The organism is Microbacterium sp. 8M (assembly GCF_902506375.1).
Taxonomy (GTDB): domain Bacteria; phylum Actinomycetota; class Actinomycetes; order Actinomycetales; family Microbacteriaceae; genus Microbacterium.
Genome location: NZ_LR733284.1, coordinates 2,665,821 through 2,682,850, shown reverse-complemented (window position 1 = coordinate 2,682,850; position 17,030 = coordinate 2,665,821). Strand labels below are relative to the sequence as shown.

General features: G+C 71.5%; 15 protein-coding genes. 6 read left to right on the top strand and 9 right to left on the bottom strand.

What is annotated here, in order from left to right; genetic code table 11:
• Positions 1-73 precede the first annotated feature (73 nt).
• Entirely contained in the window at positions 74-1,573 is a 1,500-nt protein-coding gene (locus AERO9AM_RS12815) for a GNAT family N-acetyltransferase (protein ID WP_159576482.1), read from the top strand.
• On the opposite strand, the gene pseI is transcribed toward AERO9AM_RS12815, so the two are convergent.
• A complete protein-coding gene (gene pseI / locus AERO9AM_RS12810) occupies positions 1,554-2,615 on the bottom strand; it encodes a pseudaminic acid synthase (protein ID WP_236602613.1) in 1,062 nt (353 codons plus the stop codon). The genes AERO9AM_RS12815 and pseI overlap by 20 nt on opposite strands.
• Before the next feature lie 64 nt (positions 2,616-2,679).
• Here pseI and AERO9AM_RS12805 point away from each other — a divergent pair, with 64 nt between their 5' ends.
• Positions 2,680-3,375 carry a glycosyltransferase family 29 protein gene (locus tag AERO9AM_RS12805; RefSeq protein ID WP_159576481.1) on the top strand — a complete coding sequence of 232 codons (696 nt, stop codon included), beginning with the start codon at positions 2,680-2,682 and terminating at the stop codon, positions 3,373-3,375.
• 12 nt (positions 3,376-3,387) lie between these two features.
• Here AERO9AM_RS12805 and AERO9AM_RS12800 read toward each other — a convergent pair whose 3' ends face one another.
• From AERO9AM_RS12800 to AERO9AM_RS12775, 6 genes are all read right to left on the bottom strand, one after another.
• Positions 3,388-3,738 carry a hypothetical protein gene (locus tag AERO9AM_RS12800; protein ID WP_159576480.1) on the bottom strand — a complete coding sequence of 117 codons (351 nt, stop codon included), beginning with the start codon at positions 3,736-3,738 and terminating at the stop codon, positions 3,388-3,390.
• A 108-nt stretch (positions 3,739-3,846) separates the two neighbouring features.
• A complete protein-coding gene (locus AERO9AM_RS12795) occupies positions 3,847-4,419 on the bottom strand; it encodes a hypothetical protein (protein WP_159576479.1) in 573 nt (190 codons plus the stop codon).
• On the bottom strand, positions 4,419-5,381 hold the full coding sequence (locus AERO9AM_RS12790; protein ID WP_159576478.1) for a glycosyltransferase family 2 protein: 963 nt from the start codon (positions 5,379-5,381) through the stop codon (positions 4,419-4,421). Before AERO9AM_RS12790 ends, AERO9AM_RS12795 begins: the two co-directional genes overlap by 1 nt.
• Positions 5,378-7,285, bottom strand: coding sequence for a glycosyltransferase (locus AERO9AM_RS12785; RefSeq protein WP_159576477.1), 1,908 nt, complete (start codon positions 7,283-7,285; stop codon positions 5,378-5,380). The genes AERO9AM_RS12790 and AERO9AM_RS12785 overlap by 4 nt, the downstream gene beginning before the upstream one ends.
• A 109-nt stretch (positions 7,286-7,394) precedes the next feature.
• Complete coding sequence (locus AERO9AM_RS12780) at positions 7,395-8,690, bottom strand: O-antigen ligase family protein (RefSeq protein ID WP_159576476.1); 1,296 nt, start codon at positions 8,688-8,690, stop codon at positions 7,395-7,397.
• Positions 8,687-10,093, bottom strand: coding sequence for an O-antigen ligase family protein (locus AERO9AM_RS12775; RefSeq protein ID WP_159576475.1), 1,407 nt, complete (start codon positions 10,091-10,093; stop codon positions 8,687-8,689). Before AERO9AM_RS12775 ends, AERO9AM_RS12780 begins: the two co-directional genes overlap by 4 nt.
• A 212-nt stretch (positions 10,094-10,305) precedes the next feature.
• On the opposite strand from AERO9AM_RS12775, the gene AERO9AM_RS12770 reads away from it, so the two are divergent.
• The 3 genes from AERO9AM_RS12770 (at position 10,306) to AERO9AM_RS12760 (ending at position 15,371) form a co-directional block, all read left to right on the top strand.
• On the top strand, positions 10,306-10,620 hold the full coding sequence (locus AERO9AM_RS12770; protein ID WP_159576474.1) for a WhiB family transcriptional regulator: 315 nt from the start codon (positions 10,306-10,308) through the stop codon (positions 10,618-10,620).
• Between the two features lie 123 nt (positions 10,621-10,743).
• Complete coding sequence (locus AERO9AM_RS12765) at positions 10,744-13,974, top strand: glycosyl transferase (protein WP_201298633.1); 3,231 nt, start codon at positions 10,744-10,746, stop codon at positions 13,972-13,974.
• Entirely contained in the window at positions 13,971-15,371 is a 1,401-nt protein-coding gene (locus AERO9AM_RS12760; protein ID WP_159576473.1) for a DUF5719 family protein, read from the top strand. The genes AERO9AM_RS12765 and AERO9AM_RS12760 overlap by 4 nt, the downstream gene beginning before the upstream one ends.
• Positions 15,372-15,422: 51 nt before the next feature.
• Here AERO9AM_RS12760 and AERO9AM_RS12755 read toward each other — a convergent pair whose 3' ends face one another.
• Complete coding sequence (locus tag AERO9AM_RS12755; RefSeq protein ID WP_236602612.1) at positions 15,423-15,869, bottom strand: hypothetical protein; 447 nt, start codon at positions 15,867-15,869, stop codon at positions 15,423-15,425.
• 49 nt (positions 15,870-15,918) lie between these two features.
• On the opposite strand from AERO9AM_RS12755, the gene AERO9AM_RS12750 reads away from it, so the two are divergent.
• Positions 15,919-16,125 carry a DUF3499 family protein gene (locus AERO9AM_RS12750; protein ID WP_159576472.1) on the top strand — a complete coding sequence of 69 codons (207 nt, stop codon included), beginning with the start codon at positions 15,919-15,921 and terminating at the stop codon, positions 16,123-16,125.
• A 51-nt stretch (positions 16,126-16,176) separates the two neighbouring features.
• On the opposite strand, the gene AERO9AM_RS12745 is transcribed toward AERO9AM_RS12750, so the two are convergent.
• Positions 16,177-17,022, bottom strand: coding sequence for an RDD family protein (locus AERO9AM_RS12745; protein WP_159576471.1), 846 nt, complete (start codon positions 17,020-17,022; stop codon positions 16,177-16,179).
• Positions 17,023-17,030 lie beyond the last annotated feature (8 nt).

The window sequence follows — 17,030 nt, the reverse complement described above, 5'->3', positions numbered from 1 at the left end:
GCCTATCCTATCGATGGGCGCCCGGCCTGCTCGCGTCCGCGGAGTGCAGGGAGGCGCGCGGAGAGGGGAGCCGATGGCGAAGCGGAAGGCAGTGCTGTACTGCGACGCCGCCCCAGGAGTGGGGCTGGGACACCTCATGCGCTGCCTGGCGCTGGCGCAGGTCGCGCGAGCGAGGGGGTGGGAGGCGGACGTCGTCGGCGACATCGATCCGTCCGCGCTCGCCGCGGCCGCTCGCGTTGCGCCTGACGTGGTGGTGCGGTCGCGGCCGGTCGGTCCGGGCGAGCTTTCGGACGCGGCCGACGTCCTGCACCTCGACACATATGCTGATCTTCCCGATCTGCGCAGCGGTCGTCACCTGCTGAGCAACATGCAGGACGGGGCTTTCGGCGCGCGTTCTGCCGACCTGGTCATCGACGGGACGCTGGGTGCGGAGCGCTCCTTCCGGGTGACAGCGGAGGACGGGGCCGCTCGGCTCGTCGGCATCGACGCCGCCGTGATCCGGCAGCAGGTGCTGCGTCAGCGCGATCGGGCTGCCGTGACGTCGCACCGACCCCGCGTCCTCGTCGTCATGGGCGGCACGGATCCACAGGGGGCGACGGCAGCGGCGATCGCCGCACTCAGCGCGGTGGGAACGTCCATCGATGTCACGGTCGTGGACACCGCGAGCTGGCCCGAGGTGCGGGCCGCTGCTGCCGCGTCGCCGCATCGGATCGAGATCCGCGGCTTCGTCGACGATCTTCCGGCGCTGGCGGGCGAGCACGACTTCGTCGTCACCGCGGCGGGAACCTCGGTCTGGGACTACGCGTGCATGGGGCTGCCGATGGCGCTCGTGTGCGTGGTCGACAACCAGCGTGACGGCTACCGCGAAGCCGTGGCCGGCGGCCTGGCGCTCGGCCTGGGCGAGCCGAAGGACATCGCGACCCCGGCAGCGGTGAGCGCGCTGGAGGCGATTCTCCGTGACCCTGACGAACGCGCGAGGCAGCGCGAACGCCTGCGGTGCAGCGTCGACGGCCTCGGCGCCTGGCGGATCGTCTCCGCCTGGGAACAGCTGCTGGAGGTGCCCGTGAGGAAGATGCCCGGGAAGGTCTTGACCGCTCGTCGCGCGCGCATGGCTGACGCCGACCTCTTGCGGGAATGGCGCAATGATGCCGTCACACGGGCCTATTCGCGGACGCAGGGGGAGATCGATCGCGCGGCTCACGTGGAATGGCTGCGCTCGAGTCTGGGATCACCTGATCGCACGCTGCTGGTCGTGGAGGACGACGGCGAGCCCGTGGGCACCGTCCGCTGGGACCGCGATGGCCGGGCGGACTGGATCGCCTCCATCACCGTGGCCCCGCAGCAGCGCGGCCGGGGCATCGCGGCATCCGTGCTCGCCGCCGGAGAGGAGGCGATCGCGGACGCCGCGCCGATGCGGTTCCTCGCCGACATCCGCGAGGACAACTCCGCATCACGAAGGCTCTTCGCGCGCGCCGGCTACCTGCCGCAGCTTCCGGCCGATGCTCACGGCTACGCGCGTTATGCCAAATGGCGGTTCCTGGCCGGGCCAGGACTCAGAGCAGATCCCAGGTGAGCGGGGTGCCGCGGCCGGCATCGCGCGTGAACGTCCGTCCCGCGACGCGCTCGAACTCCACAGGGGGCAGGCCCCCCGAGGGGCGGATCGAGCGGACGTTCTCCGCGGTCACCCGGTCGCCTGCGCGAACATCGGCGACGACGTAGAGGGAGCGGCGCAGCGCCAGCACCGCCCGCTCCTCGGGCGTCGGTCCGAACGCCGTGCCGCTGGCCACCGCCACGCGCGCCTGCTCTGCAGCCGTCACAAGCGCTCCGAGCTCCTCCGGGGTGAGCGAGAAGTCGGCGTCGACTCCGCCGTCGGCGCGGTCCAGCGTGACGTGCTTCTCGATCGCCACGGCTCCGAGCGCGGCCGCTGCGACGGCGACCCCGATTCCGAGCGTGTGATCGGACAGCCCGACCGGTACGTCGAACGCCTCGCGCAGAACCTGGATGTTCCCCAGGCGAGCCTCCTCCGGAACGGCAGGGTAGGCAGCAGTGCACGCGAGCAGCAGCACGTGCGGGCAGCCCGCGTCGCGCAGCGCGGTGACGGCGGTGTCGATCTCGGAGAGCGTCGCCATTCCGGTCGACACGATGACCGGCTTACCGGTGCGGCCGACTTCGCGCAGGAGCGGAATGTCCACAATCTCAGCCGACGCGGTCTTGTAGAGCTCGACCCCGAGGTCCTCCAGGAACGCGACCGATGTCGGGTCGAAGGGCGTCGAGAAGGGGATCAATCCCTGGGCACGCGCCCGCGAGAAGATCTCCGCGTGCCACTCCCACGGCGTGTGAGCCTCCTGATAGAGCGAGTACAGATTGCGTCCGCCCCAGAGATCGTGATCGCCCGCGACGCGGAACGGAGGGAGGTCAGAGTCGATGGTGAGGGTGTCGGCGGTGTAGGTCTGGATCTTCAACGCGCTCGCGCCCGTCGCCGCCACGGCGTCCACGATGGCGAGCGCGCGGTCCAGGTCGCCGTTGTGGTTGCCGGACATCTCGGCGATGGTGAAGATCGGCTTTCCGCTGCCGATCTCCGCGGACTGCAGGGATACCGTCTGATCTGAGCTCACGCGACCACTTTAGACGTCGGAGGGTTCGCGGCCGGCCGCCCGGCTTCCCCTATGCTGTGAGGATATGAGACGCGTAACGGTGCCCGTCGAAGACGGCGTGAACGCTGCCACGACGGCGTTCTACGATCGGCTCCGTCCGCTGGTCGAGACCTACGCCCGAGACGGCCGCGTGCAGCGGGTCGCGGTCGTCGGGAACCAGCCGCTGCCTCCGTCGGCGGAACGCGCAGAGGTCATCGACGCGGCCGATCTCGTCTTCCGGGTGAACGGCTTCAGGACCGATGTCGAAGGCGAACCGCCCTCGGTGGGGCGGCGAACGGACATCGTGGTGTTCAACCGCGGAGTGCGTCCCACGCCATGGTTCTTCCAGGGATACACCGAACGGCTCTACCTCATGATCGAGCCCGGTCGGCTGTTATGGGAGAACCCGAAGCTGCCGGAGTTCTGGCCCAAGGATCTGGGCATGATCACGATGCCGAATCGCGAGGTGATCCTGCCGCTGGGCGAAGCGATGGGCGCGGACCCCAGAGACAGCGGCCAGTGGGCCACCACGGGAACCGTGATGCTCTGGATGGCCACCCGGCTCTTCCCCGAGGCGGCGTTCGATGTCGCCGGTCTGTCCTTCGTCCACGACGCGACGCAGACGTCATGGAACCACGCCTACGGTGATCCCTCCGCGGTGGGCGCGGAGCACCGCATCTCCCTGGAGTCGGAACTCGTGAGGCGATGGATCGACGACGGCCTCGTCTCATATCATCCCTGACCCCGACCTTCGTCAGACCGCCGAGTCGAACCCGAACGATGTGAGGACTGTATGCTCAACCGCTTTCGCCGCCGCCTGGACGCGGCGATCCGACACCGAGTCGATGCTCGTGCCGATGAGCGCATCGAGGAGCGCATCGAAGAGCGCATCGCTCCTCTTCTGGAGCAGTGGGACCGTGCGCAGCGGGACTACGAGGCTCGACTCGGTGGGAATCAGGCCGACTTCTCCTACCTTCGTTCCGAGTTCGACCGCATCGCGCCACAGCTCGCCGCGCTGGAACAGCGCTTCGAAGCGCTTCGGCTCCAGCTCGACGCGAGCCGGATGGATCCGGAGGATGCGCTGAGTCGAGCGCAGCTCGAGCACGAAAGGGCGCGTCTCCGTCTCGAGCTGGCGGCGCACTACGAGGAGAGGCTGCGCCGGCTCGAGGCGGACCGGACCTGACGCGTCGGCTCGCTGAGGACCGCCGGGCTGTCAGAGGCCGATGATGCTCTTCATCGTCGCGAGTGCGGACCGCGCTCCGCTCAGCGCCGCGGAATTCGACGGGTCGCCGGCCAGATCGTTCAGGTGCACCGCGTACGTCTGCAACGCGTCGCGCCACTTCTGCTCGATCGATGACGGCGCGGGCGTGTCCAGGAGACGCTGAGCATCGCCTTGCAGCTTCGCGACCGTCGCACCGGCGTCGTTTCCGCTGGCGATCATGTCCAGCCCTTGATCCGCGGTCGTCAGCCGGAAGCCCACCTGGTCGCGGAACTGATCGATCGAGGGATCGGGCACGGGAGGCGGCGTCGTCGGACCGGTGGTCGGGGCGATGGTCGGCTCTGCGGACGCACTGGGGGAGACCGTGGGCCCCAGGGTTGCGGGCGTCGACGCCGACGGGGTCGGCGTCGCCACGGGTCCTGGGCCGTGCGGGATCAGGAACAGGGCCACGACCGCCGCGGCGATCAGCGCCGCCACCACGAGCCCGATGACGAGGGCGATCCTGCCCCCGCGCCGCTTCTTCTCCTCGGGGAAGATCCAGACCGCTTCCGGCTTCTGCTCGCTCATCAGTCCTCCAGGGCCGGCATGGGGCGCCAGCTGCGGTCTCGGCCGATCTTGCCGCCCTCACGCAGGCCGCGGAACAGGTTGCTCGTGCCCCGCACCGTGCGCTCGACGAACACGAGGCGGATGAGCTCCTTGGCGAAGGTCATCGCGGTGCCGAGCCCGAACAGCACGGGGTTGTAGACGCCGTGCACGCGGTAGTACTGCTTCAGATACGCGCGGTTGCGCATGATGTAGTACCGGTACGCGTTGCTGGAGGCGTTCATGTGCCGGATGCCCATGTCCCACTGCTTGATCTCGCGCGTGCGGCGCAGCACGAATTCGTCGACGATCACCGCCTGGGTCTTGCGCGAGGCCAGCCAGCCGTACATCTGGTCGTCCCAGTAGATGAAGAACCGCGGGTCGGGCAGACCGATCTGCTTCACGATCGAACGGTGGATGAACATGCCCTCGAAGCAGCCGCTGTTCATCGGCTTGAAGCCGGTGGCGTCGAAGCCGGCCGGCGCGAACGGGATCGGGATGCCCATCCGCTCGGCGATCCGGTACTGCCAGTAGAAGGCGCTGCCGTCGTAGTCGTAGCGGCGGCCCTGGATGCTCTTGAAGCGCGGCGCCCAGGCGCCCATCCGGGCGAGGCCGTCGGGGAGCACCTCGACGTCGTCGTCCATCATCCAGATCCACTCGGACCCGAGCTCGTACGCGGTCCGCATGCCCTCGCTGAACCCCCCGGAGCCGCCGGTGTTCGTCTCGAGCCGGCGGTACACGATCTCCGCGCCGAGGCGGTCGCGGTACGACTCCACGACGTCCGTGGTGTCGTCCGAGGAGGCGTTGTCGATGATGACGACCCTGCCGGGCTTCGGATCCATCTGCACGATGCTGTCGAGCAGCCCCTGCAGCAGGTGCGAGCGGTTGAAGGTGACGATGACGATCGTCGCAGTGGCGGGATCGAACCCGGTGGTCGGTGCCGTCATGAGCGTCCTTCGAAAGTCGTGCGCCAGGCATCCGCCGAGACGAGCTCGGACAGATGGGCGCGGTAGGTCTTCTGCAGGTCCGGCCAGCGGCGCCGCAGCTCTGCATGCAGCTCAGCGCTCTCACGCATCAGCGCGCGATGCGTGGCACGATCCCGTCTGTACACGGTGTGCCCGGTTCCATCCGCCGTGCTCACCAGCGCGCTGTCGTACCGCGCCAGACGCCACCACTGGGCGTCGCTCTTGCCGAACTCGGCCTCGGGGCGATCCCGGTGGTGGGGACGCGGAGCGCGGAACCAGTGCGACACGAGACTCGATGCCGTGATCCAGCGCAGTCGCAGACCGGTCGGTGCGGACTCCCGTCGGCGAGAGCGGCGCAGCTCCAGGCGGCCCCGCACGGTGCGGATCGGGCGCTCCGAGGACACGTGCACGACGGTCTCGGCATAGTCGGCGGCGATGGCCCGCGCAGTCGGCATCGCGGTCGCGAGGTCGCGCCGCATGTGCTCCGGTCCTGACAGCACATCGCGCAGCGCCTGCATCCGCAGCGCCGTGGGGTAGTACTGCATCGACATCAGGTGTTTGAGATCGACCCGCCTGCTGTACTTCAGCAGCGCGCCTCCGCGCGGAGCCGTCGAGTGCAAGAGCGCGGCGACGATGCGATTGCGGGCATGGAAGTAGGCCTGCCAGTCGATCTGGTCGTCCTTGCCGACCCACGCGACATGCCAGAGCGCGACTCCGGGCAGGGAGACCGTCGGGAAACCGGCTTCGCCCGCGCGGAGGCAGAACTCCGCGTCATCCCATTTGATGAATGCCGGCATGGCCAGTCCGACCGCACGGATCGCCTCGACCGGGATCAGGCACATCCACCACCCGTTGTACCCGGCGTCGAGTCGCATGTGCAGGGTGGGGTTCTGACGCAGGTTCGACTCGGAGAAGTCGTGCGGCATGTCGTCCTCGAAGAGCCGTCGCCACATGAAGGGGCCCTCATCGACGACTTCGGCCCACGCGTGCAGCGAGGTCCGGTCGAGCAGGTCGAACATGTGCGCCCCGACGAGCGTGGGGGTGGACGCATAGCGCCCGAAGGTGATGGAGCGGCGCAGCGCTTCCGGCTCGATGCGCACGTCGTCGTCGAGAAGCTGGACGAACCCGCTGTCCGGTCGCTTCAGAGTCTCCAGCATCGCTCGGGAGAAGCCGCCCGATCCGCCGAGGTTCGGTTGTGCGATGACCTGCAGCGCGTCGCCGAGCCGGCTGCTGATCTCGGGGAACTCGGAACGCGACTCGACGCGCTGGTCGCCCTGGTCGATCAAGAAGATCCGATCGACGAGTTTCATGACCTCCGGAGCATCGGCGAGCGCCTCGAGCGTGCGGATGCAGTACTCCGGCTTGTTGTACGTGGTGATGCCGAGGGAGGCGAGTCCCGTCCGTACGGGCTCGTGATCGGTGGACCAGTGCGCGCTCTCGAGGATCGTGTCCTCGCGATCGGCGACCAGATCGAACCAGATCCAGCCTCCGTCGCTGAAGCGGTCGAGACGGATGTCGAAGGACTCTTCGGCCTCGGCGTCGACCGCCCGGCTCTCGACGCGCTGGCGGATGCCGTCGCCGTTGGACCGGTACACGATGATCGTCGCTCGTCCCCGGGTGCGCACCGTCAGCCGGACGGCCTCCACCGTCGTCCAGTGCTGCCAGTACGAGGCGGGGAAGGCGTTGAAGTACGAGGCGAACGACACCCTGCGACCTCGGCCGACGCGCACGGAACGCCGGTCCAGCACATCGCCGATGTGTGCCCGGGCGCTGACCCGCACCGACGCGCCGCCGATCGTCGCCCACGTCTCCGGGTCCATGTACAGCGGGAGCAGATCGGGATCCCGTTCGAGGGGGAAGACGACGTGCTGCAGGACGTGGGTCAAGACGGAGCTCTCCGGTGGTGTGGATGGACTCGAACCGAGCCGCCCTCAAGAATACCGTCAGCCTCCGTCGAATCCGCCGCACACGGTGCCGTCCCGGTGATGGCGGGGCTCAGCGATCGGGCAGCGGCGTAGAGCTCGTCTGCACCGCGTCGATGTTCTCCCGCCAGGATCGCGACTGCCCGGCGCGCAGGGCGCACAGCACGAGCAGGAACCAGCCGGGGCCGGTGAGCGTGAAGCTCTCGAACGCCGAGTCCACCGCCAGCGCCACGAGCACGAGAGGAGCCCACGCGTACACGACCGAGCGTCGCACGCTCGCGACGAGCCAGGACCGCACCAGGGCGATGCCGCCGAGCAGGCTGAACAGCAGCAGGCCTCCGCCGCCGACCTGCAGCAGGGCGTCGAAGAACGCGTTCAGGGCGCTGCCGTGATGGTCGTTCGTGAAGTAGTTGATGCTGTTGAACGGGTACAGGTCGTCGTTCCACAGGCCGAACCATCCCCATCCCTGCGCCGGGCGCTGCTGCACGTAGCCGAGCAGCGTCGTCCACAGCTCCACCCGGGTGTTGAAGTCGCTCCCGGCGTCGAGGAGGGCGATGATGCGCCGGCGCAGCACCGCAGCCGCGATGAGGGCGACCAGCACCACGGCGCCGATGGTCCACTGCAGCGGCCGTCTCCTCGCGGGCGGAGCCTGACGCACCATCACGAGCGCCACGCTCGCGATGCCCACGACGGTGGCCAGCACGAGCACGGTGGGGGAGGCCGAGAAGAGCGCCAGGAACCCGGCAACGACGACCGAGGGGATCGCGACGGCCGCGCCGAGCGACTGCGAGCGCCACTCCACGACGAACGTGATGATCGAGATCACCGCGATGAGCCCGAGCATGTTGCGCGTGCCGAACAGCCCCTGGATCGGCCCGCCCTCGGCCAGCCTGCCCTGGATGCCGAGGAAGTGGAACGGCATGTCGAGCAGGATCCCGCTCATGATCTCGGCGATCAGCGAGGCGGCGAGCAGGGTCCGCAGTGCGTCGCCGAGCGCCCGCACCGTCTGCAGCGTGTCCCTGATGTGGCCGATGACGACGGCGATGACCGCGTAGCCGGCGAGGGCGGCCCACGCCTTCACGGTCGCCGTGGGCGCGGTGGACCAGAGCGTGCTGGTCAGCGTCCACACGAGGAAGGCGAGCAGCGTCGATGGCGCGATGCGCAGCGGGCTGAGCTCCTCGCGCCGCACCCACAGGATCCCGACGCCGATCACGCAGAGCACGGCGATGATCGTGTTCCGGGTGGCCGCTGACGTGAACGCGCCGATGGCGAACGAGCCGAACACCGACAGCAGCGCGCACGTCGTGTAGGCGCGGGCCATCTCGACCGAGGCGAGCGTCCTCGCCAACCGCCGCCGGGGAGTCGTCATGCGGTCCGCCGGCGCGATTGCGGCGGCGCGCCCTCGCCAGGACCGGATCCCACGAACGGCGAGATCTTCATCTTGAACGACAGCAGGATCACCAGCAGCCAGCCCCACAGCATGATCGGCGTGGACTCGGCGAGCCCGAGCACGAGGAGCATGGCGACGAGCACCGTCGGCAGCAGCGACAGCGCGGCGTACGGGCGGTCACGGACGAGGTCCCAGCGCGGCCGGTCGACCGCGAAGAACCACGCCCGCCACGCGAAGGCGAAGAAGACGATCGCGATGAGCACGACGCCGACGGCGCCGAGCTGCAGGAAGACGTCCAGCCACATGTTGTGCGCCATGAACACGGTGATGCGATGGTCGACGATCCAGTCGTGGAACGCCGGATCCCACGGCACCCAGGGGGAGGAGTAGCCGCTGCCGAACACGGGGTGCTGCACGGCCCGCTCCCACACCTTGCGCCAGATCTCGACCCGGCCGGTGAGGTCGCTGGACTTGCCGAGAGCCCCGAACAGGGCATTCCGGGCGAACCAGATCACCACCGCCCCGACGGCGGCGACGGCGAGGAACAGCGCGTACATCCGCCCTCGACCGCCGGGCGCCTGCACGCGGCGCATCAGGAGCGCGCCGCCGAGAACCAGGACGCCGACGGCGAGCGAGGCGTACGCCGTGGCGGACCCGGCCCGCACGAGCAGGAACGCGGCGAGCAGGATCCAGACGAGCAGGGCCGGGCGCCGCCGCGCCCCTTGCGCGTACAGGAGCGCGAACACCACGAGCGCGATCGCGCACAGGATGCCCAGGGTGTTCGAGTTGCCGACGATGCCCTGCACGCGGCCGCCGTCCAGCAGATCCCCGCGCACCCAGTACCAGTGCGGATCGGGTCGGCCCGGCGGCAGGTCGGAGAAGAACGGCAGCAGCGGATGCCGCAGCACCAGGGCGACCCAGAGCTCGAGCAGCAGCGACAGCCCGATCACCCACTTCATCGCGCTCGCGAGAGCGCGCGCGATCTCGTGCCAGCTCAAGGTGAACGCGATGAACAGCGCGACCACGGTGATCGGCGCATTCAGCGCCCAGGTGAGCAGCGTCGCCGCCGGCCAGCCCGACCACAGCACGGACAGCAGGGCGAGCGCCAGGTAGCCGAGCGCGGTCCACGGCAGGCGCCGCCAGGGGAAGCGCACCGGCCGCGCCAGCACGATCCGCGGCACGGCGAGCCCGAGGGTGCCCAGCAGCAGCACGCCGAGCACGACCGCCGCGCCGTCGAGGCCGAGCAGGTTGAACACGGCTGTGTGCGCGAACACGCCGAACAGCAGCAGCACGATGTGCGCGCGCAGCAGCAGGTGCCCGGTGGACTCGCGTGCCGGTGCGCTCGGCGGAGGTGCCGTGGAGAGTCGGGAGTGCTGCGCCATCGTGGTTCAGAGTACCCCGCGGGCCTTCGCCGGACAGGAGCACGGGCCGGTCTCCGACACGCCGATGCGACACGCCGGATGCGTCGAAGAACGTTCAACGGATGATTGAGGGTTTACGATCCGCGACTTGACCCACGCGAATGACACGGGTGTAATTAGTTATGCGACGCGGCCCGCGGGGCACCCGGGGGGAAACGAGGGGAGAGGGCGACATGACGGCTTACCGTTCAGACGTTCCCGACGACTGGTTCGTCGATCCGGTCCACTTGGGGGTGCCGGGCGTCCGCCGTCCGACCGAGGATGACAACGCTCTCGCCTGGCAGAGTGAGGCGCTGTGCGCCCAGACCGACCCGGAGGCGTTCTTCCCGGAGAAGGGCGGATCGACCCGCGACGCGAAGCGGATCTGCACGTCCTGCGACGTCCGAGGCGAATGCCTCGAGTACGCCCTGAACAACGACGAGCGCTTCGGGATCTGGGGCGGCTTGTCCGAGCGCGAGCGCCGCAAGCTCAAGCGCCGCGCGGTCTGACGCGTCGACCGCCTCGGAGACCGGCACGGCATCCGGTCCGTGACGATGCGTCCGCCGAGAAAACGGGGACGCGCCCAGCCGGAAGCCGGCCCGCCACGCCGGCCCGCTTAGGCTGACCCCGTCATGTCTGCCCGTGTACACGCCGTCCTCGTCGCCCGTTCGGGGTCGACCTCCCTCGCGCGCCTGCTGCGCGCCCTCGATGCGCTGGCCGCGCAGACGCGTCGGCCCGACGCGCTGACGATCGTCGCCTGCGGGCCCTCCTCCGCGCTGCGCGGCAGCGCGCGCGTCGCGCAGGCGGCGGAAGCCGTCATCGAGACCAAGGCCTCCACGACACTCGCGGCGGCGGTGGCGCTCGCCCTCCCTCGCGTCCCGCAGGATGCGGCCCTCTGGATCCTCACCGAGGACTGCGCGCCCGCGCCCGCCGCCCTGGAGCAGCTCGCCGGCGCCCTGGAGCGTTCGCCCGCCGCGGCGATCGCGGCGCCGAAGCTGCTCAGCGATGTCGACGAGCACCGGATCGCCTCCTTCGGTCAGAGCATGACGCGGTTCGGGCGCGCGGTCGATCCCGCCCGCGGCGAACTCGATCAGGGGCAGCACGACGGACAGGACGACGCGCTCGGCGCGGACGTGCGCGGCATGCTGGTGCGCGCCGGTCGCGGGTTGCGCCCCGACCCCGGTCTGGGCGGACGCGACGAGGGCCTCGACCTCGGCATCCGCGCACGCCTCGCGGGCGGACGCATGGTGCTGGCGGCCGGCGCCCGCATCGCGGTCGACGACGCCGCGGCGACGGAGGGCACGGCTGCCGACGCGTTCGCCCGGCGCCGTGCGCAGCTGCACCGCCGGCTGAGCTACGCGCCCGCCGTGGCCGTGCCGCTGCACTGGCTCTCCCTGCTGCCCTTGGCGCTCTGGCGCTCGATCACGCATCTCACCGGCAAGCGCCCGGCCGCGGTGCTGCCCGAGTGGGGCGCGGCGGCGGTCGCGATGGCCTCCGGCTCCGCCGTGGCGCGCTCGCGCCGGGCGATCCGCGCCGATCGCAGCGCGACGTGGGCGAGCATCGCACCGCTGCGGATGACGCGGGCGCAGCTGCGCGAGCGCCTCGACGACGGCCACGGCACCGAGGCCGGCGTGCACGAGGAGCTCGGCTTCTTCTCCGGCGGCGGCGCGTGGGCGGTCCTCGCAGCGCTGGTCGCCGGCGTGGCGCTGTTCGCCTCGCTGCTGGCGTGGCCGGCGCTGGGGGGCGGCGCCCTGCTGCCCCTGCGGCAGACCGTCGCCGCGCTCTGGCGCGACGCCGCCTACGGCCTGCGCGGATTCGGCGTCGACGTCGTCGGCCCCGCCGACCCGTTCGCCGGCGTGGTGGCGGTGCTCGGCTCGCTGTGGCCCGGGTCGCCCTCGTTCGCCCTGGTCCTGCTGTGGGTCGCCGCGTTCCCGCTCGCGATGCTCGGCGGCTGGTTCGCCGCCACCCGGATCACCGACCGTCCGGGACTGCGGATCCTCGCCGGCACCGTATGGGCGCTCGCGCCGACGTTCCTCGCGGCGCTGTCCGAAGGACGCCCTGCTGCCGTGCTGCTGCATCTGCTGCTGCCCTGGGTCTTCCACACCGCCCTCGTCGCGCACCGCTCCTGGGGTGCCGCGGGCGCGGCCTCTCTGCTCACCGCGGCCGGCCTCGCCTGCGCCCCATCGCTCGCCCCGGCGTTCGTGCTCCTGTGGCTGATCGCGATCGTGTGGTTGCTGGCCCGTCGCTCGGTGCGTGGCGCGGTGCGCATGGTGTGGGTGCTGATCCCGGCGGCGGTGGTGTTCGCGCCGCTGGCGATCTGGCAGGCGGCGCACGGCACGCTGTGGAGCCTGCTGTCGGATCCGGGCGCGATCGTCGCCGCGCCGCAGGCGACGCCGGATGCCGCCGGCCGGCTGGCGCTTCTGGGCGGGCTGCCGACGATGGATCAGGCCGGGTGGCCGGCACTGCTCCACGTGCACAGTGCCCCCTGGGTGCTCTGGCTCGCCGCGCCTCTCGGCCTGCTGGCTCTGGTCTCCACGATCACGCGGCGCTGGAGCGTCGGGATCGGATCCCTCCTCGTCGCCGCCGCAGGGCTCGCCACAGCCTTCGCCGTCGTGGGCATCGCCGTCGCCTTCACGCAGTCCCAGCCCGTGGCGATCTGGCCCGGTCCGGCGCTCAGCCTCGCCTGGATCGGCGCTCTCGGCGGCGCGCTCGTCACCCTGGACTGCGCGATCACCCGCCCGGCGTGGCGCGGCCTCGCCGCGGTGGTCGCGGCTGCCGGAGTCGTGCTGTGCGCGGTTCCGACCGGCGTCGCGCTCGTCACCGGCGATGCGGCGATCCACCGCGGCGCCCTGACGACCCTCCCCGCCTACGTAAACGCGCAGGCCCGCGCCGACCGCGAGCTGGGCACTCTGGTGCTGAGCGCGCAGCCGAACGGCTCCCTCGCGACCACCGTGGTGTGGGGTGCGAGCGCGACCCTCGGGGCGCAGGCGACCATGCTCAGCACCGCGACCGCCGTGCAGGGCCAGGACGTCTCCGAGCTGTCCGTGGATCTGGTGTCGGCGAGGCAGTTCGACGCCCCCAAGGCGCTCGGCGCGCTCGGCGTGCGCTTCGTGCTCGTGGAGTCCGCCACGGAGAAGGAGTCCTCGGCCGCGCGATCGCTGCGGCTGCAGTCGGCGACCGCGCTGGACCAGCGCACCGGGTTCGTGCGCGTCGGAGAGACGCCCCGTGGCGTGCTCTGGCGCATGGAGGCCGAGCCCGCGGCCCGGGCGGAGCTCAGCACGGGCCAGCGCGCCACCGCGCAGCTGGTCGTCACCGTCGAGCTCGTCGTGCTGATCGCGGCGCTCCTGCTGTCCATCCCGACCCGGGCGTCTCGCCGGGCGGCGCGCGGCGTCCCGCGCGCGGTCGGCGTGCTCCCTGAGCGCGCACCCCGGGCGGCGAAGGCGAAGCCGGAGCGCGAACGGCCGGCGCGCGCGCCACGCAAGCGCAAGGCCCCCGCGGCATCGCTCGTGATCCCCGGGGCCGTCGCACCGGAGCAGCCGCAGGACGGCGCACCCGAAGCGCAGCCGGAGCAGCCGCAGGAGACCGCACCCGAAGCGCGCCCGGAGGAGCCGCCAGAGACCGCACCCGAAGCGCAGCCTGCGGAGCCGCCGGAGACCGCACCCGACGCGCAGACGGACGCCGCACCGGAGGAGCCGCAGCCCGGCGCCCCGGAGGCGCAGCCGGAGGAGCCGCAAAGCGCGGCTGCGGACCCAGAGGACGGCACCGAGGCGGAAACCGGGCCCGAGCATGGTGAACCGGCCGAGGTGACCCGCGGCGCCCACCGCGAGTCCGGATCCGCGTCCGCGAAGGAGGGCGACGAATGAGCACCAGGACCTCCACCCGCGTCATCGCCACGGGTGCCCGTCTCATCGCGGGCGCCGTGGTCTCCGCGGCATGTGTGGCGGGCGCCGCCGTCGCCATCCCGACCGCCTGGCCCACTATCGCGCACACTCCGGCGCGCGCGACGATCACGCCCGTCGCCGGCGACACGCTGCTCAGCTGCACCGGGTCCTTCCTCGCCCTCGGGCGCGACGCCACGCAGGCGACGCAGCTCAGCGCGGCCGCGACGCCGCAGCTCGTCAGCGGGGCGGCCGGATCCTCCGCGCTGTCCCCGATCCAGCTCAGCATGTCCGACGTGCGGGACGGGGGCGGCGCCCCCGGATTCAGCGCCCCGCCGGACGGGCGCAAGCCCGCGCTCGCGGCGGCCGCGCAGTCGCTGACCCTCAACGCCGACGATCTCGCCGGTTTCGCCGCGTCGGCGTGCCGGCCGCCCAGCCAGGAGTCCTGGATCGTGGGCGGCGCCGGCACCACCGGCTCCGGCGACATCGTGATGATCGCCAACCCGGGCGCCGTGACCGCGAACGTCGTGCTCACCGAGTACGGCTCCCAGGGCGGCACCCACTCGTCCGAGCTCGTCGTTCCCCCCGGCACGCAGTCGACCGTGCCCCTGGTCGCGGGTTCGGCGGGGGAGAGCAGCCCCGTCGTCAAGGTGACCTCCAGCGGAGCACCCGTGCGGGCGGCGCTGCAATCGAGCCTGATCCGCACGCTGGATCCCGTCGGGGTGGACGTGCAGGACGCGATCGCGCAGCCGCTGAAGAACTTCTCGCTGCTCGGCGTGCGCGCGGTCGTCGGCTCCGACGATGACGACAACGCGTCCACGGCCGTGCGCCTGCTGTCGCCGGAGGCCGATGCCGTGGTGACGCTGCAGCCGCGCAGCGCTGCGGACGGCTCCCGGGTGGGGGATCCGAAGACGGTGAAGCTCAGCGCCGGCCAAGTCGGATCCGTGAACTTCTCCGCGCTGAAGCCCGGACTGTACGCCATCGACGTGACCGCGACCGCGCCGGTCGTCGCGGCGGCCTGGCAGACGACCGGGTTCGTCAAGGGCTCGGACTTCGCCTGGATGACACCCGCCCCGGTGGTCACGGGGGAGACCGCGTTCGCCGTGGCGGACGGCCCGTCGCCGCAGCTCCATCTGCAGAACGCCTCCGACCAGCCCGCGACCGTGCAGATCGCGCCGGTCGGGGGCGGCAAGGCGCAGAGCATCGCGCTGAAGGCCGATGGCGCAGCCACGGTCGCGGTGAGCGCGTCGACCGTGTACACGCTGACGTCGCCGACGGCGGTGCGCGCGGCGGTCGTCTATTCCGGCATCGGGCGTCTCGCGGGCTATCCGGTGTGGGCGGCGGACGCCGCCGCGGCGCCGATCACCGTGTATCAGCGCTAGCCGATCCGGGCGCAGCCGACCGGCGCGTGGAGCGCGTTCTGGCCGGGGGCGTCACTCGTCCGTGTCGAACCCGCGCGGATCCATCTCCCACGGCTCGCGGCCGATGTACTGCGCGGCCGCACGGAAGACCGCGCCCTCGATGGCGACCCGCCGGTGCGCGGCGTCGTCGTGCCCGGGTTCGAGCAGGCGCTCGATCGGCACCCGGAACAGCACGATGCGCTGTGCGGCGGTGTCCACGAGCCAGCGCGGCAGGCCGTCGGGGTCGGCGTGGGCCGGCATCGCGGCGATCTCGATGCGCACCGGACGAAGCTCGGGCCACATCGAGCGCAGCAGCTCCACCGCGGATCCGACGTGCAGGTCGAAGGTGTCGAGGCGGCCGTCCAGCGGCGGCAGCGGCGGGCGGACGACCGAGCTCCGGCCCAGACGGCCGTGCCGGCCGTGGCGGTCACCGCGGCGCGGCGTGACGGCGGCACGACGGGTTCCACGGGCACGGCGCATGCGGCAAGTCTAAGCGGCACGCCGGGTGCCGGCCGCTACCCTGAAGGGGATGTACGGACGACTCTGCTCCAAGGTGGGCTGCGCGCGCGAGGCCGTGGCGACCCTCACCTACGACTATGGCGACCAGATGGCCGCGCTCGGTCCTCTCGGTGTCGAGAACGACCCGCATGCGCACGACCTGTGCGCGATCCACGCCGAGCGCCTCTCCGTGCCGGCCGGCTGGATCGTCGTCCGGCACGAGACGCTGCGGGCCTGACGGATCCGCCGGAGGGCGCGCGTCCGCGGGGGCGGTCCTGGGTGCCCGGCCTCAGGCGCCGACGTCCACGCCGCTCAGCTTCTGCACCCGCTCGTCGGCGATGCGCAGCGCACGCCCCTCGCGCTCCCGGCGCAGCACGGTCGCGGCGACCAGCACGACCTCGGGCGGCGCCGCCGGGACCGGCGAGATGTACGCCGACGCCTCGGTGAGCAGCTCGTGGGCGATCCGGGCGCGCGCGGCGGGAAGCAGCTGCGGCGCGTTGTCGAGGAACTGCGAGATGCGCCGGGCGAGGCGATCGGGCATGCGCGCGACGTCGGCGATCGCGGCCCATGACTCCAGGCCGGCCGGCATCGCGATCGGACGCGGGGTCAGCCGCGGCGTGCGGACCTTCTGGCTGTACGTCCCGGCGACGAGGTCGCCCAGACGCTGCGAGCGCGCCGTGAACGCCGCGGTGAGGAACGCGACCGCGCCGAAGGTGAGATAGGTCTCGAACATGCCGACGAGGGCGCGGATGAAGGCGTGCCGGAAACCCGCGGCGCCTCCGTCGACCCGCACGATGCGTCCGCCGACGGCGAGCCGGCCGAGGCTGCGTCCATGCGTGAGGGTCTCGATCGCGCAGGGCAGGACGACGAACGCGGTCACCAGCGCCAGGACGCTCAGGATCCGATCGAGAGCGGGATCGCCGACGGTGACGATGAGCCAGACCCGCACCACGAGGTAGCCGATGAACACGGCCCAGCACAGCGCGCCGTCGATGAGCGCTCCGAGCGCCCGGAAGAACAGCCCGACCGGCTGCACCTCGATCGCCACCGCCTCGCCGGAGAGCACCTCGTCGTCACGGTCGAGGGCCGCCGAGTGCGCGCTCACGGCGGTGCTCGGGAGCGGGGCATCCGACATGAGTACAG

Bases quoted from the DNA above. Each gene is read 5' to 3' on its own strand.
- AERO9AM_RS12775 (WP_159576475.1), bottom strand. From the start codon at position 10,093: ATGGCGCAGCACTCCCGACTCTCCACGGCACCTCCGCCGAGCGCACCG.
- AERO9AM_RS12795 (WP_159576479.1), bottom strand. From the start codon at position 4,419: ATGAGCGAGCAGAAGCCGGAAGCGGTCTGGATCTTCCCCGAGGAGAAG.
- AERO9AM_RS12805 (WP_159576481.1), top strand. From the start codon at position 2,680: ATGAGACGCGTAACGGTGCCCGTCGAAGACGGCGTGAACGCTGCCACG.
- AERO9AM_RS12755 (WP_236602612.1), bottom strand. From the start codon at position 15,869: ATGCGCCGTGCCCGTGGAACCCGTCGTGCCGCCGTCACGCCGCGCCGC.
- AERO9AM_RS12815 (WP_159576482.1), top strand. From the start codon at position 74: ATGGCGAAGCGGAAGGCAGTGCTGTACTGCGACGCCGCCCCAGGAGTG.
- AERO9AM_RS12760 (WP_159576473.1), top strand. From the start codon at position 13,971: ATGAGCACCAGGACCTCCACCCGCGTCATCGCCACGGGTGCCCGTCTC.
- AERO9AM_RS12780 (WP_159576476.1), bottom strand. From the start codon at position 8,690: ATGACGACTCCCCGGCGGCGGTTGGCGAGGACGCTCGCCTCGGTCGAG.
- AERO9AM_RS12790 (WP_159576478.1), bottom strand. From the start codon at position 5,381: ATGACGGCACCGACCACCGGGTTCGATCCCGCCACTGCGACGATCGTC.
- AERO9AM_RS12765 (WP_201298633.1), top strand. From the start codon at position 10,744: ATGTCTGCCCGTGTACACGCCGTCCTCGTCGCCCGTTCGGGGTCGACC.
- AERO9AM_RS12750 (WP_159576472.1), top strand. From the start codon at position 15,919: ATGTACGGACGACTCTGCTCCAAGGTGGGCTGCGCGCGCGAGGCCGTG.
- AERO9AM_RS12745 (WP_159576471.1), bottom strand. From the start codon at position 17,022: ATGTCGGATGCCCCGCTCCCGAGCACCGCCGTGAGCGCGCACTCGGCG.
- AERO9AM_RS12770 (WP_159576474.1), top strand. From the start codon at position 10,306: ATGACGGCTTACCGTTCAGACGTTCCCGACGACTGGTTCGTCGATCCG.